This is a genomic window from Syntrophorhabdales bacterium (assembly GCA_035541455.1).
GTDB lineage: Bacteria > Desulfobacterota > Syntrophorhabdia > Syntrophorhabdales > WCHB1-27 > JADGQN01.
Window position 1 is genome coordinate 23,696 of sequence record DATKNH010000041.1, and the last position, 23,251, is coordinate 46,946.

At 53.6% G+C, this 23,251-nt stretch carries 23 protein-coding genes; 4 read left to right on the top strand and 19 right to left on the bottom strand.

Annotation, left to right across the window (positions count from 1 at the left end):
• Nucleotides 1-39 precede the first annotated feature (39 nt).
• From VMT71_04570 to VMT71_04600, 7 genes are all read right to left on the bottom strand, one after another.
• A complete protein-coding gene (locus VMT71_04570; GenBank protein ID HVN23219.1) occupies nt 40-240 on the bottom strand; it encodes a hypothetical protein in 201 nt (66 codons plus the stop codon).
• A gap of 14 nt (nt 241-254) precedes the next feature.
• Entirely contained in the window at nt 255-1,319 is a 1,065-nt protein-coding gene (dsrB, locus tag VMT71_04575) for a dissimilatory-type sulfite reductase subunit beta (protein HVN23220.1), read from the bottom strand.
• A gap of 19 nt (nt 1,320-1,338) precedes the next feature.
• Nucleotides 1,339-2,508 carry a dissimilatory-type sulfite reductase subunit alpha gene (gene dsrA / locus VMT71_04580; GenBank protein HVN23221.1) on the bottom strand — a complete coding sequence of 390 codons (1,170 nt, stop codon included), beginning with the start codon at nt 2,506-2,508 and terminating at the stop codon, nt 1,339-1,341.
• Between the two features lie 317 nt (nt 2,509-2,825).
• Nucleotides 2,826-4,337 (bottom strand): tripartite tricarboxylate transporter permease, encoded by a 1,512-nt coding sequence (locus VMT71_04585; protein HVN23222.1) that lies wholly within the window; start codon nt 4,335-4,337, stop codon nt 2,826-2,828.
• 28 nt (nt 4,338-4,365) lie between these two features.
• Complete coding sequence (locus VMT71_04590; GenBank protein ID HVN23223.1) at nt 4,366-4,821, bottom strand: tripartite tricarboxylate transporter TctB family protein; 456 nt, start codon at nt 4,819-4,821, stop codon at nt 4,366-4,368.
• Nucleotides 4,822-4,955: 134 nt separating this feature from the next.
• Nucleotides 4,956-5,957 carry a tripartite tricarboxylate transporter substrate binding protein gene (locus tag VMT71_04595; GenBank protein HVN23224.1) on the bottom strand — a complete coding sequence of 334 codons (1,002 nt, stop codon included), beginning with the start codon at nt 5,955-5,957 and terminating at the stop codon, nt 4,956-4,958.
• Between the two features lie 124 nt (nt 5,958-6,081).
• Nucleotides 6,082-6,693 (bottom strand): TetR/AcrR family transcriptional regulator, encoded by a 612-nt coding sequence (locus VMT71_04600; GenBank protein ID HVN23225.1) that lies wholly within the window; start codon nt 6,691-6,693, stop codon nt 6,082-6,084.
• 258 nt (nt 6,694-6,951) lie between these two features.
• On the opposite strand from VMT71_04600, the gene VMT71_04605 reads away from it, so the two are divergent.
• The 4 genes from VMT71_04605 (at nt 6,952) to VMT71_04620 (ending at nt 10,942) form a co-directional block, all read left to right on the top strand.
• On the top strand, nt 6,952-7,203 hold the full coding sequence (locus tag VMT71_04605) for a ferredoxin family protein (GenBank protein ID HVN23226.1): 252 nt from the start codon (nt 6,952-6,954) through the stop codon (nt 7,201-7,203).
• 95 nt (nt 7,204-7,298) lie between these two features.
• Entirely contained in the window at nt 7,299-8,909 is a 1,611-nt protein-coding gene (locus VMT71_04610; GenBank protein ID HVN23227.1) for a long-chain-fatty-acid--CoA ligase, read from the top strand.
• Between the two features lie 6 nt (nt 8,910-8,915).
• Complete coding sequence (gene cobA, locus VMT71_04615; protein HVN23228.1) at nt 8,916-10,499, top strand: uroporphyrinogen-III C-methyltransferase; 1,584 nt, start codon at nt 8,916-8,918, stop codon at nt 10,497-10,499.
• Complete coding sequence (locus tag VMT71_04620; GenBank protein HVN23229.1) at nt 10,499-10,942, top strand: hypothetical protein; 444 nt, start codon at nt 10,499-10,501, stop codon at nt 10,940-10,942. The genes cobA and VMT71_04620 overlap by 1 nt, the downstream gene beginning before the upstream one ends.
• Before the next feature lie 309 nt (nt 10,943-11,251).
• Here the strand turns inward: VMT71_04620 and VMT71_04625 are convergent, their stop codons facing one another.
• From VMT71_04625 to VMT71_04680, 12 genes are all read right to left on the bottom strand, one after another.
• The gene (locus VMT71_04625; GenBank protein ID HVN23230.1) at nt 11,252-11,731 is read right to left on the bottom strand and encodes a nitrous oxide reductase accessory protein NosL; all 480 of its coding nucleotides are present in this window, start codon (nt 11,729-11,731) and stop codon (nt 11,252-11,254) included.
• Nucleotides 11,732-11,774: 43 nt separating this feature from the next.
• On the bottom strand, nt 11,775-12,515 hold the full coding sequence (locus VMT71_04630) for an ABC transporter ATP-binding protein (GenBank protein ID HVN23231.1): 741 nt from the start codon (nt 12,513-12,515) through the stop codon (nt 11,775-11,777).
• Nucleotides 12,512-13,705 (bottom strand): ABC transporter permease, encoded by a 1,194-nt coding sequence (locus VMT71_04635; GenBank protein HVN23232.1) that lies wholly within the window; start codon nt 13,703-13,705, stop codon nt 12,512-12,514. The genes VMT71_04630 and VMT71_04635 overlap by 4 nt, the downstream gene beginning before the upstream one ends.
• Nucleotides 13,702-14,379, bottom strand: a complete 678-nt coding sequence (locus VMT71_04640) for a hypothetical protein (GenBank protein ID HVN23233.1) — start codon at nt 14,377-14,379, stop codon at nt 13,702-13,704. Before VMT71_04640 ends, VMT71_04635 begins: the two co-directional genes overlap by 4 nt.
• Nucleotides 14,380-14,402: 23 nt before the next feature.
• Nucleotides 14,403-15,401 carry a hypothetical protein gene (locus VMT71_04645; GenBank protein HVN23234.1) on the bottom strand — a complete coding sequence of 333 codons (999 nt, stop codon included), beginning with the start codon at nt 15,399-15,401 and terminating at the stop codon, nt 14,403-14,405.
• Nucleotides 15,394-15,873, bottom strand: a complete 480-nt coding sequence (locus VMT71_04650; protein ID HVN23235.1) for a hypothetical protein — start codon at nt 15,871-15,873, stop codon at nt 15,394-15,396. Before VMT71_04650 ends, VMT71_04645 begins: the two co-directional genes overlap by 8 nt.
• A 264-nt stretch (nt 15,874-16,137) precedes the next feature.
• Nucleotides 16,138-17,394, bottom strand: coding sequence for an MFS transporter (locus VMT71_04655; protein HVN23236.1), 1,257 nt, complete (start codon nt 17,392-17,394; stop codon nt 16,138-16,140).
• A 134-nt stretch (nt 17,395-17,528) separates the two neighbouring features.
• A complete protein-coding gene (locus VMT71_04660; GenBank protein HVN23237.1) occupies nt 17,529-20,678 on the bottom strand; it encodes a PAS domain S-box protein in 3,150 nt (1,049 codons plus the stop codon).
• A 20-nt stretch (nt 20,679-20,698) separates the two neighbouring features.
• On the bottom strand, nt 20,699-21,058 hold the full coding sequence (locus tag VMT71_04665) for a cupin domain-containing protein (GenBank protein HVN23238.1): 360 nt from the start codon (nt 21,056-21,058) through the stop codon (nt 20,699-20,701).
• A 17-nt stretch (nt 21,059-21,075) separates the two neighbouring features.
• A complete protein-coding gene (locus VMT71_04670) occupies nt 21,076-22,236 on the bottom strand; it encodes a cysteine desulfurase family protein (protein ID HVN23239.1) in 1,161 nt (386 codons plus the stop codon).
• A gap of 37 nt (nt 22,237-22,273) precedes the next feature.
• The gene (locus tag VMT71_04675; GenBank protein ID HVN23240.1) at nt 22,274-22,783 is read right to left on the bottom strand and encodes an iron-sulfur cluster assembly scaffold protein; all 510 of its coding nucleotides are present in this window, start codon (nt 22,781-22,783) and stop codon (nt 22,274-22,276) included.
• Nucleotides 22,784-22,891: 108 nt separating this feature from the next.
• A partial coding sequence (locus VMT71_04680; GenBank protein HVN23241.1) for a hypothetical protein occupies nt 22,892-23,251 on the bottom strand: 360 nt, incomplete at its 5' end.

A 23,251-nucleotide genomic window follows, 5' to 3' on the forward strand; every position in this document is an offset into this window, starting at 1 on the left:
CGACTCAACCGTTTTTTTGTCTGCGCTATGTCGACAAAGCTACTTTCCCTTCAGCTTGATAAAGGAGGCGCCCAGATAAATATACTCAATCTTATCCTCTTTGGCCAAGGCGGCAATCGCTTTGTCGACCAACGCCTTATCGTCACCCAATGCGCGTGCCACCTCTTTGTTCTTTGCGTGGGGCACGCCCTCGAGGTACTTGAGGACCTTTTCCTTCAGCTCTTCTGTCACCTCAGCCATCGGCTCACCTCCGCTTACCACTTGAATTGAGTTGTGGTCCTGTACGTTTCAACCGCATGTGTAAAATCGTCAATATGCTGTTCGGTAAACGGTATCTCGGTCCGGCGGAAGAAAGCTTCCCATCCTATGCGTTCTATCCACTCACCTATGCGTTCATAGGGTTTGGCGCCGGCAGCGTAAACGTTTATGATCTTCTTGATGGTCTCCACTACCTCGGGCCAGCGCGGTGGCCTGTTGGGAAGGAACGGCACTACCATACGGGAGAACATCGGAGCTTTCCGCGCATTTGGCACTTTGCCGCCGACATAGATCGCAACCCCGTCACCTTCGGCATCGGCTAACGGCATGGCCGGACAGACCGTGAAGCAGTTACCGCAGTACATGCACAGGTCCTCTTTTACCACAACGCTTTTCACGTTCTGGTCAGGGTGGCGCCGTATGGCTCCTGTAGGGCATGACTGAATAGTGGTCGGTATCTCGCACTGCGCGACTACCCTGTCGTGGTCAGGCCTTGGAGGTTTTGTGTGAACACCGACGACGGCAATGTCGGAGCAGTGTACTGCGCCGCACATGTTGATGCAACAGCCGACCGCAATGCGCACGTGGTTTGGAAGCTTTGTCTCCACAAAGTGCTCATAGACTTCGTCCATGATCGCCTTCACGAGGCCCGATGCATCAGTTGCGGCACTGTGACAATGGATCCAGCCCTGCGTGTGGACTATGTTCGAAATGCCGGGACTGGTCCCCCCGACGGGAAGACCAAGCTTCTTCAGGTCGGCTATTATCAGGTCCACGTTTTTTTCGTTCGGGGTGAGAAACTCGATGTTGTAACGGCTCGTGAACCGGAGGTGCCCGTCACAATACTTGTCCGCCACATCGCAGATGTCGCGAATGAAATCGACGCTGACCAGCCTCGGGGAGCCGGCTCGCACCGAGAAGAGCACATCACCATTCTCGGCCACGTGCTTGAGCACGCCGGGCCTCGGTATCTCGTGGTACTTCCATGTTCCGTAATTCTTCTTTATGATCTCCGGGAGCATGTCGCGAAAATCGGGTGGTCCTATGTCTGTTCTGCCCATGATTCGCCTCCTGTTATCCTTACTTGTCAAAAAAGACGTACGGGTTCGACCTGGGATACTTGACCATCTGCGGTACGGGCGGAAGCCCCATCTCCCGCAGGAACGTCTTAAACCCGAGTCTTTCTATTAACTCTGCAAGCCTCTCTCTTGTTCTGCCGTTCTCATCCCACCAATCCCAGATTTTCCTAAGCAGATCTTTAAGCTCTTCGTAGGGGGGCTCCATTTTCATGAAGGGCACGAGCACCCACGACAGGTAGGCGCCCTTAATGATCGGCGCCTTGCCTCCCACGAGAATCGTGGCACCTGTCTCTACACCGGGCCTCACTGCCTTGGGCATCACGTTAATGCAGTGCATACAGCGCACACAGTCTTCAGCAGAGAGTTTCAATTCTTTGGCCTTTGGATCCCAGGCAAGGGCTTCCGTCGGGCATCTGCGTACCACGAGGTTCTCAATGTCCAGACCACCTTTGGCATACTCCTTAACAGCTTGCTGGTCGATGCGCAGGGCATCGCGCCACGTGCCGATGATGGTGAAGTCTGCGCGGGCAATTGCCGCAACGCAATCATTGGGGCAGCCAGACGCCTTGATTTTGAACTTGTACGGCCACCTCGGTCTGTGGATTTCGTCCTGGAATTCAACGGTCAGATCATGGATCAGTCCAAGCGTGTCGATGTTTGACCATTCGCAACGCGCCTTGCCGACGCAACCTGCAGGCGTGCGGAGCGCGGAGCCTGAGCCTCCCAGATCAAACCCGGCATCAGAGAGTGTGTCAAAACAGGGCTGCAGGTTCTCTGTAGTTGTCCCGAGAAGAATGATGTCCCCTGTAGAGCCGTGAAAGTTGGTCATGCCGCTGCCATACTTTTCCCAGATATCACAGATCGTGCGAAGTGATTTCGTGGTGTAAAACCATCCTGCAGGCTGGTTTATGCGCATGGTGTGAAATGACGCGGCACCAGGAAACTTCTCCGGCGCGTCGCAGTATCTTCCTATCACGCCAGCACCATAGCCGGTGACACCTACTATGCCTCCATGTTTCCAATGGGTTATCCTGTCTTTGTACGATTGTTCCTGGATGCCGAGCAGGTCTTTGGCCGCGGCGTTCTTCTTTGCCATACGTTTGATCTCTGTCACATAGCTCGGCCATGGGCCTTTCTCCAATTCATCCAACAAGGGTGTGTCGTCCGCCATGCAAACCTCCTTTTGCACCACCGGTTTTTGACGCTATACACTTCAGGGAAGCTAGGAGTTTATCACAAAGATTCAAAGTACATCAAGGGGCATTTATGAGTAAAGCACTCATAATTAACACGAGAGAATGCGAACTACAAGGGGGGTTGAAGATCGAGCCTGCCGCCGACGGGCAAGTTTGGTGGGGCTATGTCATACCGATTGGAGTCAAGTTGGAGACCGGAGGCCGCAGTGAGGAGCCGACGCCGGCGTACTATAAGTACGTCAAGGAGGGCGACGCAGCGAGAACGACGGTATACACTTGAATACAATCGGTATTACTGGTCTTCGGCGACTTCGCGATACTTAGCCACCTTCTTTGCGACAAAAGGCATGATTGAGGTGATCAGCAGGAGAGCGGCGAGGCCGAGGGTCACGGCGGAGATGGGACGGGTAAAGAACGTCAGGAAACTTCCCTCCGACACAAGCAGCGCCTGCCTGAGGTTAAGATCGAGCATGGGTCCCAGTACGAAGGCTAATACCAGGGGCGCCCCTTCGTAGTCGAACTTCCTGAAGAGGTAGCCCACGACTCCAAAAACGATCATGATAATAACGTCGAACACGCTGTTGTTCATGCTGTAGGCGCCCACAAGACAGAAGAGGAGAATAAGAGGGTAGAGGAGCTTCGCAGGAATCTTCAACACCTGGACCCACATGGGGATCAGAGGAAGGTTTAACACAAGGAGCATGACGTTACCCAAATACATGCTGCTGATCACTCCCCAGAAAAGGTCGGGGTGATCTTTGAGAAGGAGAGGCCCAGGCGTGACACCGTGGATGAGAAAAGCACCAAATAAAACAGAGAGACTTACATTAGGCGGAATGCCGAGCGTAAGGAGCGGAATGAAGGATGAGGAAGCAGCGGAGTTGTTGGCAGCTTCGGGAGAGGCCACACCCTCAATTGCTCCTGTTCCAAATTTCTGAGGTTCCTTTGAGACCCTCTTTTCCAGACCGTAGGACATAAAGGAAGCGAGAACCGGGCCTCCACCAGGCAGGATACCGAGGAAGAAGCCTACAAGTGTTCCGCGCACCAGCGCCCACTTTGATTGAATCCAGTCGAGCTTCGACGGGAAGAGGTGCTTGAGCTTTGCCCTTATCACCTCCTGCGTGACTGCCTGTTCAAGGTTGATGAGCACCTCGCCGATGCCGAACAGACCCATGGCCACCGGTGCAATGCCGACTCCATCGAAGAGTTCAAGGATGCCGAATGTCATGCGCGGACTGGAAGTGATGGGGTCCAAACCGATGTTGCTGAGCATGAGGCCGAGGCATGCCATCATAACTGCTTTCAGCATCGATCCGTGAGAGAGATAGGTCACAAAGGTCAGGCCGAGAATAATGAGCGCAAAGTATTCGTGAGGACCAAAGTCAAGCGCAAAGCGGGAGAGCGGTTTCGCGAACAGCATCAGTCCGACGATACCTACCGTCCCTGCGATGAAGGAGCCAAAGGCAGCCATGCCGAGCGCCGGGCCCGCTCTGCCTTTAAGCGCCATCTGGTGGCCATCCATGCAAGTAATCACAGATGCCGCTTCGCCAGGGATGTTGACGAGAATTGATGTCGTTGAGCCTCCGTACATGGCCCCATAGTAAAGACCCGCGAGCATGATGATGGATCCTGTAGCTGAAATTTTGAACGTTATAGGCAAGAGGATCGATATCGCGCCGACAGGGCCGATGCCCGGCAGCACTCCCACGAGCGTTCCCAGCACGGACCCTATGAAACAGTAAAAGATATTCTCGGGTTGTAAGGCGACGGAGAACCCGTATAACAGACTGTTCAGGGCTTCCACAGCTCACCCCTGTGACACCGGTCTTGCTTTACCATCTGAAAGGCCCCCTTGGGAACTCGATCTGCAGCGCATAATGGAAAATGGCATAGGTCAATGCAACCGTCACAAGCGCACTCACCACCACAACCCAGACCTTCATTCTACCCACGGCGTAGAGTACAGCCATGAAAGCTGTGGTTGCAATGACGAAGCCCACTTTCACGAGAACGAGACTGTAAAGCACGAGGGCGACCACCGCTATGACAACATTACCCCAGCTCAGCCCGTGCCACAACTCGGCAATTCCTTGTTTCCCGCTGCTAGCCACAAGAGCCTTTACCACAAGGATTATTGAGAGCAGGCCGAAGAGGACACTCGACCAGAAGAGCACGAAGCCGGCTCCCGGTGCGGAGACCGTCCCTACCCCCAGGTCAAGGGCTTGCGTGAGCACAAAGATCGCGGCTGCTAACCAGAAAAGGCCGCTTACGAGGTCACGTTTGTTCACGCATCAACTCCGGTGAAGCGATGAAGCGTTAAAGCGAGGAAGCGAGGAAGCGTAGAAGCGTATAAGCGGCACTACAAAATGAGTGGTTTGCCCGCATCATCGCTTCATCCCTTCTTCGCTTCGTCGCTTATCTTTCAGTACGGTTGTGTAGCCGGCTCTTTAATGAGACCTGTTTCTTTCAGCGTCTTTTCGAGCCTTACCCACGATTCTTTCAGAAAGCGATCATACTCCTTACTATTGTAGTAGACCGGCACCAGATCCAATTTGTCCATGACCGTCTTCACTTCCGGGCTGTCCTTCGCTTTGGTGAAGGCGCTTTCAAGCTTTGCGACCACGTCCGCAGGAAGACCGGCCGGTCCCAGAATAGAGAAGACAGTCTCATTTACGAAATCATAGCCCAGTTCTTTGAGCGTTGGCACATCCGGCTGCTTGGGATTCCGCTTTTCCTCCGTATATGCAAGGATCCGCACCTGACCGGCTCTGGCGTAAGGAACGTGCTCCGGCCCGGATGAGCATACATCGACATGCCCTCCAAGGAGCGCAGTCATTGCGTCAGCGGTGCCCTTATATGGCACGTGTATCCATTTTATCTTCTCCTGGTGTTCCAAATAGGCCATGGCATGATGCTGGGCGGACCCCACGCCCGTGCTGCTGTATTTGATTTTGTTCGGGTTCTTCCTGGCGTAGTCGAGAAGTTCCTTCAAGGATTTCCATGGAGCGTCCGATTTGACCACGATGGCGTTCTGCGGCGTGGCATAACCGATTATGGGCGTGAAACTCTTCAAAGGCTTATACGTCACCTTCTGCATTTGAGGTGCGCGTACTATGCCGGTGCTTGTACCGGCGCAAAGCGTGTAGCCATCCGGTTTTGCGTTTGCTACCAGCGCCAGCGCAATAGTACCCGCGGCTCCTCCCTTGTTGTCGACAACGATGGGCTTGCCAAGATATTTTTCGGCTGCTGACGCCATGGCACGTGAGGCCATATCCATCGAGCCGCCGGGGGCAAAAGCCACGTCCATAGTGATCGGTCTGTCAGGATATTCTGCTCTTGCAGACGGAAGGAAGGACGACGCGAGAAGGAGAATAGACAGCGCCACGGCCGCAACAAATTTCCCAGATTGCCAATGTATCTTCACCGCGGCTCCTCTTGATTAAAGTCATGCTTATTTACCACGCTGCCAGGTAGTTGTCAATGAATACGTCCGTGGCACGTGGCGTGTCCTTGCGTACTTCACTCACGCGTTTTGAGGCATTGCTAACTCAAGGGCCTGAGCCGCTTCTCAGGCCCAGCGCGCGAGACGCAAAAGCCACGGCTGATTCTGCAATTTCGTCAATCTGTTCGTCGCGCTTGAAATCAAACCAAAAGGTGATCCACGTCATCATGCCGATTAAAAAGAGCGCCGCCCACGAAGGCTTTAGAGTGGGAGCCACCCGCCCGCTACGCTGCAGGATTACAATAGTGTCTCTGAGAAGGATGTAATGGTTCTTCCATGCCTTCTTTACCTGGAGAAAATACTTGTCCTTGAATCCGAGGGTCTCGTGAATAAGGAACCTGAGTTCCGGTTGTGCGCAGATCATCTTTGTGTAGGCCCTGATCATGAAGAAGAGTCGCTCTTCGGGATTCTCCATTGCGGTGGCTGCCTCAATGTAAGGGGTCAAAAAGCGATTCAGATGACTTTCGTGCAGAGAAAAAAGAAGGTTTCGTTTACTGCCGAAATAGTAGTAGAGTGTTGGTTTCGCGAGTTTCGCAGCCGAACAGATATCGTTCGTCGATGTTGCGTTGTATCCCTTCTTGAGAAAAAGCTGCAGCACAGTACGAAGTATTTCCTCTTTCTTCTTCTCCGAGTCTTTCCTTGTTCTTTTTGGCCGCATCCATTATCTCCTTGCGAGAGTGACCGCCCTATTTGATCGGCGTGAGCCGGAAAATTGCTTACGGCAGTATAGCGCATTGTCACTTTTGTGTGCGTTGCCAGACACTTCTCTATACCGACGGTTAAGTATAATGAAGAGAATTCCGGCTTGTCAATCTGTAGGCTGACGGAAGCGTGCGCCAGGGCGTCATACTGCTAGTGCAACTGCGTGGTGTTTGGTGTATAGTAAAAGCAAGTCGCATCCCGTGGGGGTTGGAGAATGCCGCCGGAAATAGATCACGAGAAATGCACTGCATGCGGGGTGTGCGTCGATGTGTGCGCGGAAGACGTATTCTTCGACGAGACAGGCACCGGCGGACTGAGCGATGAAGATGAACGGCAAAGAGATAAGAAGAAGCCGGGGGTGACATACCCCGAGGCATGTTTTCACTGCTATCTGTGCGCACAGACATGCCCTCAGGGAGCGATCACTATAAGGACGCCGCTGATCATGCATGTTCCCTACAAGTAAGCAGGCTTCAGGGTCTTCGTTCTGGTCACGGACCGGATTCATGGACCAGGCAGACCAAATAATAAGGTACAACAAAAAAACGGAGGACACAGAAAATGGCCGATGAATTTTTGCTGAAAGAATTGTGCCGCTACCGAATCGGAACATGGGCAGACATCATGTACCGGAATGCGCTGTTGTATGGGGGAGAAATAGTCTGGATTTACAAGTCGGAAAGGGTGACATTCTCCGGCTACAACGAGCGGGTAAACAGGTTGATTCATGCGCTCAACGGGTTGGGGGTTCGCAAAGGTGACGGTATTGGTATTTTTTCCTGGAACTGCCTGGAGTATCCGGATGTGTACGGGGCCGCAATGAAGGGTGGTTTCGTCATATCGCCGTTCAACCCAAGGCTCTTGGCAAATGAGATCGAGTACCTGGTCAACTATTCGGAAGTGAATACGCTCTTTGTCGGCCCGGAACTGGTGGAGACCATTTCTTCCCTCAAGGATCGTTTTCCCGGTGTCAAACAGTACGTTGCCCTGGAAAAGCCGGCCGACAACATGATCTACTATCCTGACCTTCTGGCCAAGGGCTCCAAAGAAGAGCCGGACGTCGACATCAAGGAAGACGATCCCCTTCTGATCTTTTACACCAGCGGGACAACCGGTGTGCCGCGGGGGGCTCTATACACGCATAACCGCACTATGGATAATGCGCTCGTCAAGATGAGCCAGTTGGGGGCCGAGGCGGGCGACAAGCACATCATGGTGCTTCCTCTTTTTCATATCGGAGGTCATAGCCACTTCTGGGCCTTCTATTATGGGGGCGGGAGCAACGTGATCATGCCACAGAGGTCCTTCGATCCCCCGGCGACGCTCAAGGCCATTCAGGACGAAAAGGCGACGGACATTCATATTGTGCCCACCCAGCTCGTGGCCATGTTGGCAGTGCCTGACGTCGAGAGATACGACCTCAGCAGTCTCAAGCGCATATGGTATGCTGCCTCGCCCATGCCTGTGGAACTCCTGAGAAGGGGTATGAAGAAATTCGGCTCGATATTCATGCAGGGCTACGGCCAGTCGGAGTCGGGACCCGACATTACGTTCTTCAATAAGAGAGCGCATAACGTGCTCGACAAGACGCCCAAAGAGCAAGAGATATTGGCTTCCTGCGGCCAGCCCTGTCTTAATGTACACGTTAGGATCGTGGACGAGAATGATAAGGATGTGCCGCCCAATACTACAGGGGAGATAATCGTGCAGAGCAAGAAAGTGATGCGTGAGTACTGGCGCAAACCCGAGGAGACGAAGGAGGCTATGGCGGGCGGATGGCTCCACACAGGCGACATGGGGTTCTATGACAAGAACGGGTACATCTATATTGTCGACAGGAAGAAAGACATGATAGTGACGGGAGGAGAGAACGTCTATCCGCGGGAAGTGGAAGAGGTGCTCTACCGTTTCCCTGCAGTTCAGGAGGCGGCCGTAATTGGTCTTCCTGATGATGTCTGGGTGGAGCGGGTGCACGCGGTCATTATCTTGAAAGAAGGACAGCCGGCTACCGCCGAGGAGGTCATGAATTTTTGTAAGCAGAACCTCGCGCGCTACAAAGCGCCGAAGTCAGTGGAGTTTGTAAAGGAATTACCGAAGAATCCCCAGGGCAAAATACTGAAGCGGGAGTTGAGGGAGAAATACTGGAAGGGCAGAGAGCGGCGGGTAGGATAAGAGCAGGTGAAAAAAGGGAAGGTCTATCTCGTCGGCGCCGGGCCCGGTGACATCGGGCTGATGACGATCAAGGGACTCAGGTGTCTGCAACGGGCGGACGTCGTCATCTACGATTTTCACATCAACGCCCAGGTGCTCAACCGGATAAGAGGGGAAGCAGAATTTATTTACGCGGGCAAGCGTGGCGGCCACCACGCCATGACCCAGGATGAGATCAACGAAGCGCTCATCGGACGCGCATCTCGAGGAAAGACCGTCTGTCGCCTGAAAGGCGGCGACCCCTTTGTTTTCGGACGGGGCGGTGAAGAGGCTGAGGTTCTCGCCCGGGCAGGCATCCCTTTCGAAATTGTGCCCGGTGTCAGCTCGATCACCGCTGTTCCGGCGTGTGCAGGCATACCCTTGACACACAGGGACCATGCTTCCTCGTTTGCAGTGATTACGGGGAATGAGGCAGCCACAAAGACGCGGAGTTCCATTTACTGGTCGGGGCTTGCGAAGAGTTACGACACGCTCGTTTTTCTTATGGCTGCCAGGAACGTTTCGGCCATAAGCCGGAACCTCATAGATAACGGCAAGCCTCCCGAAACACCGGCTGCACTGATTCGCTGGGGAACCAGGCCCGATCAAAAAGTAGTCGTTGGTACGCTGGAGACAATCGGCGGTCTGCAGAAGGAGAGTAATATCGGGTCTCCGGCAGTCATGGTAGTGGGGGACGTGGTGCGGCTCAGAGAATCCCTTGCATGGTATGAAAAGAAGCCCCTCTTCGGTCATCGTATTTTGATTACGCGGGAGTATACAGCCGATTATGAACCGCTTGAAGAGATGGGCGCAGAGATTTTTGAGTTCCCCACCATCAAGACGGTCGCTCCGAAGAGCTACAGAGCTCTAGACCAAGCGATAGCGAGGATTGAAACATACGACTGGCTTGTCTTCACCAGCGCCAACGGCGTGCGCTATTTCATGGGGAGGTTCCTGAGCAAAGGACGCGACGTGAGAGACCTGAAAGGGATCCGGCTCTGCGCGGTGGGATCGAAGACCGCAGAGGCTCTCGCGGTTTACGGGATGAAGGTGGAACTCGTACCAGACGAATTCAACGCAGAAGGGCTTTCAAAAGCGTTTCTACGTCTCTCAGGCCCAAGCACAGGAAGTCTTAAGGGTGTGCGGTTTCTGCTGCCGAGGGCCGAGGAGGCTCGTGAACTTTTTCCGGCGCAGATACGCTCATTGGGCGGAGAGATAGAAACTCCGGCTGCGTACCGGAGCGTAAAATCTGAAAGGCACGGCAAGCTGATGAAGCGCTTTCTCCTTGAGGGCCGCATATCGGTGGCGACCTTCACGAGCGGCGCTACATTTACAAATTTTCTGGATATCGTGGGGCGCGACGCACTGCCGATGCTTCAAAAGGTTGCGATTGCCGCCATCGGTCCGGTAACTAAAAAGACGATTGAGAAAAGCGGGCTGGAAGTGCATATACTACCTAATGAGGCCACTATAAACGCGATGGTGCAGGAAATTATAGAGTGGGCGAAAAGGCAGGGGTCACGGGTCACTGGGCATGGGTCACGAGGAGAGGGATGGAAAGGGGAGGAATAATGGAGAAAAGAGGGAAGGTAAGAGATCTGCAGTCCCGGATCGCTGATGCGATGAAGCAATGGCAGAAGATGGAGGATGCATCTCTTGCCTCCACGGGGCGCATCATCGAGAAGACGACGAATCCGATCATACGCCTGATCATGGAGATTATCCAGCGTGATTCACAGATGCACCACAACGTGGAGAAGTGGGTTGCGGAGAGCATGGAGAGCGCAACTGTTTCCTTCACGCCCGACGAGCTGAGAAAAGTGTGGACGATGATCGAGAGCCATATCGAGCTTGAAGAGAAGATGATCGATACGGTAAAGAAGTTACTTCCCGCGCTCAAGGGTAAGCGCATGGTGGTGCAGGAGTATCTGCTCGATTACCTGCTGAAGGACGAGACCAAGCACGCGTACCTGCTGCGGCGTCTGGAGATCATCAAGCGCGGCATGCTCCCCTAGTACCGATTTTGCCTTCAAGCGCCTACCTTCGTTGGGCGACCCGGGTATCAAAGTTTTGGAGCGCCCGGGTGCCCCGCACAAACTGTTGGTTCCGCGACGTGCCGCAAGGTACGCCGTCGTGCACTGATCTGATTTAGCCGGGTACCCGCGCGGAACTGTATTCATGTTCGCGGGTGGCGACGGTAAGCATCTTGAATCCAAATCGGTACGGAAAGCCTATCTCTTAAATGCAGACGTGATTTGCACCAAATCTACTGCAGATTTTGATCGATTCTTTGCCTGAACCTCAACCTCAATCTTAACCTGTTATCAAGGTGGGTTGTCGAGTGATGTGATTAACTTCATGTTAACGTCTTTGAACCGCACAATTTCCTTCCCCTTGTGCTCATTCAAAAACTTCTTCGCATCAGCTTCTTTTTCAAAGGGAACGAGTTGGTGACCCATGGGCCCGAGGACATCGCTCCAGATGATATAGAATGCATTCTGCGCGTTGATCGATTCCCCCGAGTAGTAATCTTTTACAGAAATGGCCGTTATATCAGCCTGCCTTTTTTGCGGATTGTATTTCTTGACGTCAAGATAATATTTGAACATATCCTTCGGGCCGTCGAATATCGCGTTGGTACCATCCTTAAACTCGATCTTCGAAATCCATTTCGGGAACATCGCAGTAGGCATGCCGCAGACCGCACACCTTTCTTTCTGGCTGTGCATCATATCTGCAGCTCCTGCTGCGAATGAAGAGGCGATGATGCAGAGTGTAAACACAATCGAAAGCGTAGTTCTCATAAGGCCCCCGTAAGGTCTAAATCATGTACCGACTCTCGTGTATTTAGATACTTTGCGATGCTGCTTGCATGGAAGGGCTGTGAGTTCCTTCCTCAACCTGGCGAATCCGGCCGTCCTTCATCTCGAGTATCCGGTCCGCATAGCGCGCCAATTCCGGGTTATGTGTGACCATGATTATCGTGAGACCCTCATTTCTGTTAAGCGTCTTGAGGACCTCGACGATCTCTCCCGACCGTTTGGTGTCGAGATTGCCCGTCGGCTCATCCGCGAGGAGTATCTCTGGTCTGTTGACCATGGCCCTGGCTATTGCCACCCTCTGCATCTCACCGCCGGAAATCTGGCCAGGCAGGTGATCCTTCCGGTGTCCTATTCCGAGAAGGCCGAGCAGTTTGTCTGCTTCGGGCTCTGTTGCCGGTTTCCGGTAAAAGGTGAGTGGGAGTACCACATTCTCCTTCACAGACAGCGTCGGGATGAGATAAAAATTTTGAAAAATATAACCGAAGGTCTCCCTGCGGACCTTGGTCAGTTCGCGCTCGGATAGGCGTTTGCCTTTGCCGAATATCGCACGGCCTCCGAGGAGAAGCTCACCGGAGGTCGGGTTGTCGAGGCAGCCCAAAAGGTTTACCATTGTGGTCTTCCCTGAACCTGACGGCCCAATGATCGAAACGAACTCACCTTTCTTTATTGCGACGGTGATGTCGTTTACGGCTCTGATTTCCTCGGCACCCCGGTGGTAGACTCTTGTCAGGTTTCTTGCTTCCATTGCTACAGAATTCTCACTCATCTCGAGGCCTCCCCTCTGATCGCCTCGAGAGGCCTGATCCTGCCTGCCTTCCACGCGGGGTATACGCCGCTGAGGAGGCCTATGCAGATGATGCCGAGGAGGGTGGTCAGGATTAATTTGAAATCTATGATCACCAGCCCACCGCTCGGGGCATAAGGCAGAACAGCGCGCATCGCCATGTCAGTAACTCTCGAGAGAATGAGTGCGAAGATGATGCCCAGGATACCTCCGGCAGTGCAGAGAATAATGGTCTCGATCCAGACCAGTTTGAATATGTCCCATGGCATGGCGCCGACGGTTTTGAGAATGCCTATCTCCTGGAATCTCTCCCACACGGATGTGAGAATCGTGTTGATCACGCCGACTATCGCAATAAGAATGGCTATGCTGGCTATTGAGAGCACCATGACCTGCGCTGTGGAAATGAGTTTCATAATGGTATCTTTCACCTGCGCGAGGCTGACTATCTGAACATCCGGGAGCTGATACAGCTTCTCTTCGAGCCGGGCGCTGTCAACGCCTTTCTTTAGCTTGATGCCGATCGTGGTAATCTCGGTCGGCCTGTTAAAGATCTTTTGCGTTGTCTTGAGCGGCACAAATATTGTTCCGTCGTCCTGCGTGCCTGACCTTTCAAGTATGCCCACCACTTTGAACTGGACATTTTTCTCGGGCATGAGGATCATGTCTCCTACCTCACGCTGTTCGAGTTCTGCAGCCTCGTAACCCATGACAGCCTCATTGCCTTCGCTGCTTTTGAACCAGCCGCCCTGTTTGAATTTGAGAAAGGGCTTCATTTCAGCAAAGCTCTTCGGCTCGATGCCGAAGTATGCTGCTATGCCCCCGTTTTCACCCTTATTCGGGTCGAAGACGGCTGACATGAGAATCGGCGTGATCTTCTCCACCTCAGCCTCTTTGGCCACATCCTTTACAATAGACTCTTCCATGTATTTGAGTCCTGTACCGCCTTTCAGCATCAAGGTGGCGGCCTCATAGGGGCAGCCCTTGGCCATGACCATCAACTGAAAGCCCATGTTGTCTATGTCTTTATCGAGGGATGTTTCGTAGCCTTTGTTAAAACCCAAAAGACTTACAAGCACCCACGCAGAAACCGCAATGCCCGTCAGCGTGAGCAGGCTGCGTACTTTTTTTCGCAACAGATTTTTGTAAGCCACCTGAAACTTCGTGATCATTTCTTGGGTACCTCCTGCGTTGATGCTCCCGCTTTTGCGGAAAAAACGAACTCATCCATGAGAATGAGATTCTTCTTCGTAGCTCTGAGTGCAGCCTTGAAATCAGTCTCCGCCTCCGGAGCCGGATTCTTTATAGCCTCGACCTTCCCGGATCCTTTTCCTGAAGCCACATTATACTGGTCGAAATCTTTCAGCGTCAGGCCGACAAACTGCTTGCCGAAGTTCGCATCGCGCAGTTTCCCCGCATACTGGCTCGTCATCTTCTGGATATAGAAGCCTTTTATTGTTCCATTGAGGTCGAGAACAAGAAATACCTGGATGCCTCCGAACTGACCTTTCTCATTGACGCCGTGTATGTAGCCGACTTTTTTCTTGCCCGCATAGATTTCATAAATCGTATACGGAACATCGATAGTCTCATAGATGCCTTTGAACTTATCACCGAGACGCGCCTCCACAGTCTCGAACAGCTTCTGCCCGCCGATTTTCTGGATCGAAGTATAAATTGTCTTGTAGCCGGTGGATTCCGGAAAGAGCCTTGCTACATCACGGTCCGGGTCGTTTAGATCGCAGCCCACCGCGGCCCAGCCCGACGTGCAGATCGCGAGAACGATGAGGAACCCCGGGGCAAACAGTTTCAGAACAGCGACGAACTTATTTTCTTTTCTTCTCATTTTCGCGTCCATCCATTCTTTTTTCATATTGGCGTATAGTAATAAAACTGGAAGACAACCCTGTTGTCACTGGGGTTATCATTGTAGGTGTACATGACGCGGAGGGTTAAGCTTGATGTGACTAAGCTTGAGAAACAGACTGATCCCTGAAAATTCCTTTCATCGCCGTACTTCCACCACGCAGGCTGGAATTCCAGCTTGTATCTGTTCTCCTGATCCAGGTTAATGCCGAAGCGGTAGAGCCCTGCATACGTATTCTGACCGAGCCATTCTCCCCCGAGCAAATCAAAGCGGTGCTCAAACCTGTTCCACAAGAATGCCGCATCGACTCCAACAAGGCGCATATTCTCGGGATCAGGCTGTAATAGCTTGTAACCCATGGTATCGAGGGTCCTGCCGTAGCCCAGGGAAAAACCTACGTTGTAGTTATCACGGCTCAACACGCCGCAGGAGATCCTGGCAGCGCTCATGTTGTTGCCCTTCGTGTACACAGGCATACCTGAGCCGGTTGTCTGCGTAGCCGAAATATCACCCCATGAGAAGTCCTTATATAGCCCGACTCCCCAGTCCCTGTCGTAGCCGAAGCCCTGAATCGCAAGGGTGCGAAGCAGCAGGGCATGGCTGTCCAGGTAAGAACCGAGCCCGAAAGCAGGACGGTTATGACCGGCCCAGACATAGGGTCCGCCATCGGGAGTCTTAACCTTAAAGTACGCGTTGTATACCTGCGGCTCCAACTGATAGCTATCGGCGCCATTGGTACCGTTGACTGTCACGGCAAAGCGTCCCTGCAGCGCGAAGCTTGCCCAGTCACCGGTTTCACCAGAGAAGCGTTGCAGGTAGTCGAAGCCTACGCTCGGCTTCTGCATCTCAGCGTCCGGGTTCTGAGAATAGTAGATAGTCTTCTTCTGCTCCGTGGAATAGCCGCCGATTCCCTGCGCCTCGAAGTAGAGAAGATGGTCAGAAGCGCACAGCGCAGTTGTGAGTGATAGAAAGGCCAGGCAGGTGGCCAGAATCCTACACATCGAAATTGTATCTGCCTCTGAAGATCACCTTCCCATCTTTGAGGATAGAAAGTCGTACTTCCCAATCCCCGGGCATTACGATATTTATGGGCAGAAGGTAGTCGCCTTTCTTGGAGACCGCGAAAGTCTTCTCTCCGGTCTCGTGCGCGCCTTTCATGGAAGGCATACCAGCATCTGCCTTTGCCTCAACGGAGGTGGTCTTTTTACCGTCTGCCGTGAAAATCTCGACCTTCATGATCACCGTGCCCAGCTTCGGTTTCTTGTCGAAGCCGTACGTCAGGTAGTAACCCCCTTCCATCGGGACCTTCTTGCCGGGTCCGGGCATGGAGGGGTATGTCGGAGCCTTATCGGCTGCTGGCACGCCGGTGGACGCGCCGGGTGGGTTTTTTGGCTCCGCCCCGGACAATAAAGAGGGGAAAACCGAGAAGGTTGATAATGACAACACCACTAAAGCACAAAGGAACAGTTTCATCTGACCACAACCTCCAATTGCTCTCGATGAGGAATAGACAAGTTCGGTAGGCGAGTAATATATGCATTTTCAAGCTAAAGGTCAATGGGGCGTAAAATGCTAGGCAATGTCAAAAATCATTGTGGCCCTGCAAAGTATAGTTTAACCAGCAAACACGAACGGCTATGCTGAAGAATAAAGCAACCGGGGAAGAAGGAAAGTCCTGTTTCGCAGGAAACGACCGGCCTGTATGAACGGGAACCTTCTGATGGTAAGAGAGTGGCGTTATGTGCCTTCGCGGGCCCTGCGGCCGCTCTCCGGGATCAGGAGGGCTACGACTGCCCATAGGATACCGGTAACCGCAAGAACAACCAGTGCGAGATTGAAGCTTCCGGTGGCATCAGCGATCCGGCCTGCGAGCCAGGGCCCCAGAAGTCCACCGATGTACCCGATGGACAGCACGGTACCGGTAGCAATACCCGCAAATTCGTTAGGCAGCAGTTCCAGGGGAAGCGCAAGTGTCATAGAAAAGGTGCCGCTCGTAGCAACGCCCACGAGCACCATCAAGGGCCAGCCAAGCGGGACAGGTATGTATATGGCAGCCCATGAGGTGAGGGCGAGAAGGAGTGCGGAGCCCCACATGAATGGTTTCCTCAACCCGACTTTGTACGACGCCCAGGGCATCAGGAAGATTACCGGAAAGCCCGCCCATCCCCTGCATGATGCCATCAATCCGGCCAACTCCGGAGACGCGCCTTTCATAATGAATATTGCCGGGCTCCATCCCGACCATATATAGAAATGGATATCGTTAAAAAAGAGTAGAAGAGCGATATACCACATATTCTTGTCTTTCCAGAGGGAATAGGAGGAGGTGTGCGTGCGCATTCTTTGCGCTGTCTGAGCAAGAGGGCTATTTGTGACGGGCGGGTCTTTGGCGACGAGCCACCACAGGACGGCCGCAGCCACTGAAGGGATGCTCCATATAACGAAGGTGCCCTGGATGCTGTTTGTCAGAGGATAGATAAGGGGCAGCGTAATTGCGAGCGCTACAGCACCGGCTGTGGTTATGCCGGTTGAATAGACCCCGGTTGCGAGACCCACCTTCTCCCGTGGAAACCACAGTCCCACAAGCTTGGGCAGGTTGGGGTAGATTATACTGAAGCCGACTCCGTAGATAATCGTGAAGATCATGAGCTCGCTAAAGCTCGTTGAGATCCCGCGCAATAGGCTTCCCGCTGCCATTACCACAGCGCCGATGCCGACAGCTTTTTGTGTACCGAGTCGGTCCGCGAGAAACCCGCTCGGTATGGCGAGCGCGATCAGCGCAGTAACCGGTACGGCAAAAAGCAGACCCACCGCAGCGTTGCCCACGAGGAGTTTCGCCGTAATGATATGAGCTATGGGCGGTATGCAGAGCATAGGCGCGTACATGGCAAAGCCCAGCAGCCAGGCGCATGCAACCATGAGCCAGGCATGCTCGAGGTGCCTGGGCTCAGACGCGGCCTGTGCCGGACCGGTTGTGAGAGAAGACTTACTCATCGGCAGGATTCCGCAACATGTATAATACGATGTTGCAGGAAAAGTAAACTATTTTGCAATGTGAAGCGCTGAAACCGGCTGAGGTGGGATGGGACGGGCAGGCAAGGGATGAAGCGTGGGCTTTGGCGGGGTGATTACGATCCGAACGTGATTGTGAACGTGGTGCCGTTTCCTCGATCGAGGCGGATTGTCCCGTTGAGCTGATCGACCAGCGAATTTATTAGTGTCAGCCCCAGGGATGGCGATTTTCTGAAATCTATCTCTTGCGGAAAGCCGATGCCGTTGTCGCTGACGATCAGTCTGACCTGCTTTGTTTCCGTTCTCTTCAGTTCAACCTTGATCTCTCCTGGTTGACCTTTCTGAAAGGCATGCTTCAGCGCGTTGGAGACCAGTTCATTAATAATGAGTCCACAGGGTATCGCCTCATTTATGCCCAGACTGATAGCTTCGAGATTGAGCCTGAGCCTGATGTGACCATCCTCAGGCAGGTAGGACTGCTGCAGGTCTGACACCAGATTCTTGGTGTACTTGCCCATGTCTACGCTGGCGAGATCGGGCGATGCGTACAGCCGCTCATGGATGAGAGCCATCGATTTGATGCGGGTCCGGCTCTCCTGAAGAGCGGAGACGGCCTCCGTGTGATCAGTTCTGGTCGATTGCAGATAGAGGAGGCTCGATATTATCTGGAGATTATTTTTTACACGATGGTGAATCTCTTTCAGGAGCACCTCTTTCTCCGCCAGCGATGCCTTGATCTTCTCTTCGGCACGCTTGCGTTCCGTTATATCTCTTTGTATTACCTGGATAACTTTCTTGCCCTGGTAGTAAGAAATTGCCGCAGTCGCCTCGACGTGGACGGTCGAGCCGTCGCGACGCACAATCCTTATCTCTTTGAGAGGGACGGGCAAACCTGTTGTCATAATGAAATGCGTCCGGTTCTGTATCGACTCTCTGTCGTCCGGATGAATAATGTCGAACGCGTTGAGGCCGTACATTTCCTTCGCGCTGAGAGCGCCGTACAGGCGGACTGCCGCCGGGTTTACATACAGGAATTTCCCCCCGTCGTGGAGGAAAATAGCATCAGGCGATGTTTCGACGAGGCTTCTGTAGCCTTCTTCACTGACGCGCAGGGCCTCCTCAGCGCGACTCCGTTCACGGAAGAGCTCCGCATTGGAGACCGTGCCGGCAATCTGGCTGGCAACATTCTCTGCCAACCGGGCCTCTCTTTCCCTGTACGCGTGTGGCTGTTTCGACCAGAGAGCCAGACTTCCGATCACCTCTCCACGCGTCAGTAAGGGTACGGAGAGCCTGGAGTGAAGGCCCGCCTCGAAGGCGTAGATGAGTGACGGGTAGCGATCGAGCACCTCTCCAACGGACTCTGATTCTATGATTACGGGCGCACCCGTGTGCAGCATCTGCTCGGTGATGCTGCCCTCGATAGGCAAGACGACTCCTTTTATTCTCCCCTCCACTACCATGCCCGCGGTGTAAGCCGTGGTGAGAGTGCCATCCTGCTTGTTAATGAGATTGATCAATATCCGATCAAAAGGAATCAGCTTGCGCACCTCTTCGGCAAAACGCTCGTACACCTCTTCAAGGTCGAGACTTGAGTTCATGATACGGCCGAGCTCAGCGATGACCGCGGTCTCCTGTGCAAGTCTCAGGGCTGCCTCTTCACTGCCCCTCAACGCCTCTTGCGCTTTACGTCGCTCAGTGATGTCACGGATGACCAGGAGCAGACAGTCCCGGTTGCCCATAGTGATCTTCGTGCCGTTCAATTCCACCCAGAACGTGCTCCCGTCTTTTCTTCTTGCTGCCCACTCGTAGAGAGCCGGCGTACCCTTGCTGACTTGCTCATAATAGGTCATAAGGCGCGCACGCCGCTCCTCCACAGACTCCCCGGCACCGAGGCTTCCCAGCGGCAAAACTTTGAGTTCCTCAAATCCGTAGCCCCACAACTCGCAGAATCGGCGATTCACATCGAGAAGCTCAAGGGTCTGAGCATCACGGACTGCAATGCCGTCGCGCACACTGTCGAAAAGGTATCTGAATCTGCTTTCGCTCTCCCGCAGAGCCTCTTCTGCTGCCCGTCGCTCAGTGATATCGCGGGCCACAGCGAGAAGCGATTCCCTGCCTCCCATGAATATGCGTTTAACGTTTACCTCCACCCAGAAGGTGCTCCCGTCCTTTCTCATGGCTTCAGCTTGAAAAAGTCTCGACAGTCCCTCGTTTGCCAGGGTGTAATGGGCGCTCAGGCGTCGTTCTCTTTCAGACGGGGATTCACCTGCAGACAGGCTGCCGAGGGGCAAACTCTTGAGCTCTTCAAGACTGTACCCATACATTTCGCAGAACCGTTTGTTCGCATCAATGAGTTCAAACGTGGTAACATCCCACACTGCGATGCCGTCATGGATGCTGTCGAAGATCTGCCTGAACTTGGCTTCGCTTTCTGCCAGCGCCCGAATGACCTCTTTAGTTTCGGTAATGTCTCTCGCGTAGACTGCGATTCTTGTTACCTTACGTTCTGAATCAAGAAGAGGGTAGCCGCACACGTCGAGTGAGCGTCCATCCGACGATGTGTCTTCGAAAAGTAAGGGTTCACCGGTGACCAGTACTTTCTGGAGCTGCAACTGCCTGAAAGCGGCCGCCTCTTCAGGGAAGAATTGAAACACAGTTTGACCAATCAACTCTTCCGGTTGTTTGCCGAGACGATGGGCAAAGACCCGATTGGCGGCAATGATCTTACCCTTCGTGTCGATGAGTACGGCCAGATCACTCGTGGCATTGAGCAGGGACTTCACAGCCTCTTCGCTTTCGCGGAGGTGCAACTCGGCGTCCTTGGCTGCCGTGATGTCCTGGATCATTGCCAGCGTGTAGCGAATGTTTCCGGATCGGTCGGTGATAGCTCGCACAGAAAGACGTCCCCACGCAAGAGAGCCATCCTTGCGGAGGTAGCGCTTCTCCATCTCGAACCCGTTGATTTCCCGGGCAAGCACCTTGCGCGTCTGCTCCATGCTGGATGGGAGATCGTCCGGGTACGTGAGGTCCTTGAAGGTAAACCGTGTCAGTTCCTCGCTTGTGTAACCCGTGAAACGGCAAAAGGCTGTATTCGTCCTTGTGAAGAGGCCGTTCGTTGCGTCGAGAATGGCGGCCCCGACAGGCGACTGGTCAAAGGTGAGCCTGAACGTTTCCTCATGCTCAGTCACATCTGTCACGGCACGGTTGGGCGTTTCCGCCTTTGCTTTTTCTGGTGAATCACCTTTCATTGTATTCTTGGGAGTCACTTCCTTCTGCTTCTATGACATTACACCATCTCTTCGTCTTCTGATCGCCAGGCAGGATCTACGATGCAAAGGAAGAGAAGATCTGAGGGCCCGGTATTCTGGATATGCTGTGTCGAGTGAGGAGGGATGTAGACTGCCTGACCTGGTTCCACCGGTCGCGATTCCTCATCGATGGTCATGACTCCTTTTCCCTCGAGGATATAATAGACCTCGGTGGACCGCAGCCTGTGGGGCTTTGTCACTTGACTGGGTTTTACGCGGGCATAGCAGAGGCTGTAGCGGCATGCCACATCCATCTTCTCGGGGTGGATGAGTTGCCTGAGGAGCGACTCGTCACTGGCTATGAATTCCTCGGCATCATTCAGATCCTTGACGTGCATGCGCTTGAGGCATTCCTTCAGCTGCTTTTTTTATTGTAGAACGGAGACATGCTCCGCAGGAAGTCTACAGATTTCTTGAGCGCACCGAAAACGACATCCACTTCCTCCAGGGTATTTTCTATGCCGAAGGAGAAGATAAGCGTGCCCTGGGTCGTCATGTAGTCGCGGCCGCAGGAGACAAGCACGTGTGAGGCCCGCAACGAACCTGTGGCGCATGCCGACCGGGTGGAAACGCAAATCCCCTCCTCGTCCAGCATCAGCACCAGCGATTCCCCTTCCACATACTTCACTGAGCACGAGATCAGGTTTGGCAGGCTTTTGGTGGGATGGCCGTTGATGATTATCTCATCGATAGTTGAAAGGCGTTCCAGGAATCTCTTCTTGACCTGGTTGAGATGCTCCAGCCTCGATGACATTTCTCTCTTTGCCAGCTCTGCTGCCTTACCCATGCCTACGATGCCTATCATGTTGTGTGCACCGGCCCTGAGATTCTGTTCCTGGATGCCTCCGTCCAGAAGTGGAATGATTTTGGTTCCGGGGCGGACATAGAGGGCCCCCACGCCTGCAGGGCCGTAGAATTGATTCGCAGCTATGCTCAGCAGGTCAACCCCTAACTCGTTGACGTCCGTCGGCACTACTCCGCCGGATGCGACTGCATCGCTGTGAAAGGTTATGCCTCTCTTCTTCGTAATCTCGCCGATCTCTGCTATGGGCTCGAGGGTCCCGATCTCGTTGTTTGCATGCATGATGCTGACAAGGATGGTCTCATCGGTGATCGCTTTCTCAACATCCTTCGGATCGACCAATCCGTATTCGTCCACCGGAAGGGACGTTACATCATATCCGAGGTGCATCAGCATGCGCACGGAGCGGAGCACTGCCTGGTGCTCAATATTGGATGTGATGATGTGTTTGCCTTTCTCGGCAAGTGCAAAGGCCACGCCCTTGACAGCGTGATTGATGGACTCGGTGCCGCCGGAAGTGAAGATCACCCCCTCCGGATTGGCATTGATGAGCTGCGCCACATCGTTGCGGGCTTTCTCCAGGGCCTCAGCTGCCGCATCCCCCAAACGATGCTGGCTCGTCGGATTGCCGTATCCGTTATCGATGTAGCCTATCATTGCCTGCTTCACTTCCGCGTGAAGCGGTGTCCCTGATATATTATCCAAATAGATCATCGGTCGGTCCCCTGTCATCGTTGTGGAGGTGGCCCTGCTACGCCGTTGATTTGCCGCAGTTGGCGCAGATCGGCGCACCGGAGGCGACTTCGTGTTCACAATAAGGGCAGCGGCAGTGGGTGTCCTTTGCGTGAACATGCTCGTCTTTACCCCCCCGTTCCTTCCTGATTCTTCCGGCCTGACGATCCAGGTAATTCATGATCGCCTTGTGGAGGGCTTCGGGCCCAAGGTGTGAACAGTGGAGTTCGTTCTTCGGCAGCTCTCCGAGGTCTGTCGCGAGCGTTTTTGCATTGATCTGCAAGGCTTCGTCAAGGGTTTTACCCTTCGCTTTCTCAGTGACAATGCTCGATACGGCAACTGCAGCGCCGCAGCCCAGCGTCTCGAACCTGACGTCAGCCAGTCGTCCTTCCCTCACCTTTATGGTTATTGTGGTCATGTCGCCGCAAACCGGGTTGCCCACCTCTCCGATGCCGTCGAAATCCTCTACTTTTCCTCTGTTGCGCGGATTCTGAAAATGCTCTTTAACCAGGTCTGAATAGGGAGACATACGTGACACACCTCCTTGCGAGCACGGTTTGTACGCTTAAGTATAATCTGTTTGTAATTATTTTTAAAGTGACTCAGGGCTTTACCCGGTGTGGCGCAACTGAGAAATCTATCGCGATATCAGGATGACCATTGAGCGGGCTGCCAGTACGCATTGGTCCTGAGGTTTCAAAAGCTTTTCTTTCCCGGGTTCGGCAGCGTCGTCGGGGGAGTTCTTCGATGTATCGATCGCGACACGCCAGCGTCTGCCCTTTCTTGCCGGCGGCACTTCAAATGTCCTGTCTGCAGCATCAGCGTGGAACATCATGTAGAGGTCTTCGCTACCAAAAATCAAGCAGGCGAAACTTCTGTTTTCCGGACCCCAGTTTGCGTGTCCTCCGTCCCAGCTATACCAGGTTATGTCAGCGTCTGTGTAAAATTTGACCTCCCTCAGCGGAGCATGGCGATCACGAAAACGGATCATCTGGCT

Bases quoted from the DNA above. Each gene is read 5' to 3' on its own strand.
- VMT71_04610 (HVN23227.1), top strand. From the start codon at position 7,299: ATGGCCGATGAATTTTTGCTGAAAGAATTGTGCCGCTACCGAATCGGA.
- VMT71_04640 (HVN23233.1), bottom strand. From the start codon at position 14,379: ATGAGAAGAAAAGAAAATAAGTTCGTCGCTGTTCTGAAACTGTTTGCC.
- VMT71_04570 (HVN23219.1), bottom strand. From the start codon at position 240: ATGGCTGAGGTGACAGAAGAGCTGAAGGAAAAGGTCCTCAAGTACCTC.
- VMT71_04650 (HVN23235.1), bottom strand. From the start codon at position 15,873: ATGAAACTGTTCCTTTGTGCTTTAGTGGTGTTGTCATTATCAACCTTC.
- dsrA (HVN23221.1), bottom strand. From the start codon at position 2,508: ATGGCGGACGACACACCCTTGTTGGATGAATTGGAGAAAGGCCCATGG.
- VMT71_04630 (HVN23231.1), bottom strand. From the start codon at position 12,515: ATGAGTGAGAATTCTGTAGCAATGGAAGCAAGAAACCTGACAAGAGTC.
- VMT71_04600 (HVN23225.1), bottom strand. From the start codon at position 6,693: ATGCGGCCAAAAAGAACAAGGAAAGACTCGGAGAAGAAGAAAGAGGAA.
- VMT71_04620 (HVN23229.1), top strand. From the start codon at position 10,499: ATGGAGAAAAGAGGGAAGGTAAGAGATCTGCAGTCCCGGATCGCTGAT.
- VMT71_04675 (HVN23240.1), bottom strand. From the start codon at position 22,783: ATGTCTCCCTATTCAGACCTGGTTAAAGAGCATTTTCAGAATCCGCGC.
- VMT71_04670 (HVN23239.1), bottom strand. From the start codon at position 22,236: ATGATCTATTTGGATAATATATCAGGGACACCGCTTCACGCGGAAGTG.
- VMT71_04605 (HVN23226.1), top strand. From the start codon at position 6,952: ATGCCGCCGGAAATAGATCACGAGAAATGCACTGCATGCGGGGTGTGC.
- VMT71_04645 (HVN23234.1), bottom strand. From the start codon at position 15,401: ATGTGTAGGATTCTGGCCACCTGCCTGGCCTTTCTATCACTCACAACT.
- dsrB (HVN23220.1), bottom strand. From the start codon at position 1,319: ATGGGCAGAACAGACATAGGACCACCCGATTTTCGCGACATGCTCCCG.
- VMT71_04665 (HVN23238.1), bottom strand. From the start codon at position 21,058: ATGCACGTCAAGGATCTGAATGATGCCGAGGAATTCATAGCCAGTGAC.
- VMT71_04655 (HVN23236.1), bottom strand. From the start codon at position 17,394: ATGAGTAAGTCTTCTCTCACAACCGGTCCGGCACAGGCCGCGTCTGAG.
- VMT71_04635 (HVN23232.1), bottom strand. From the start codon at position 13,705: ATGATCACGAAGTTTCAGGTGGCTTACAAAAATCTGTTGCGAAAAAAA.
- VMT71_04625 (HVN23230.1), bottom strand. From the start codon at position 11,731: ATGAGAACTACGCTTTCGATTGTGTTTACACTCTGCATCATCGCCTCT.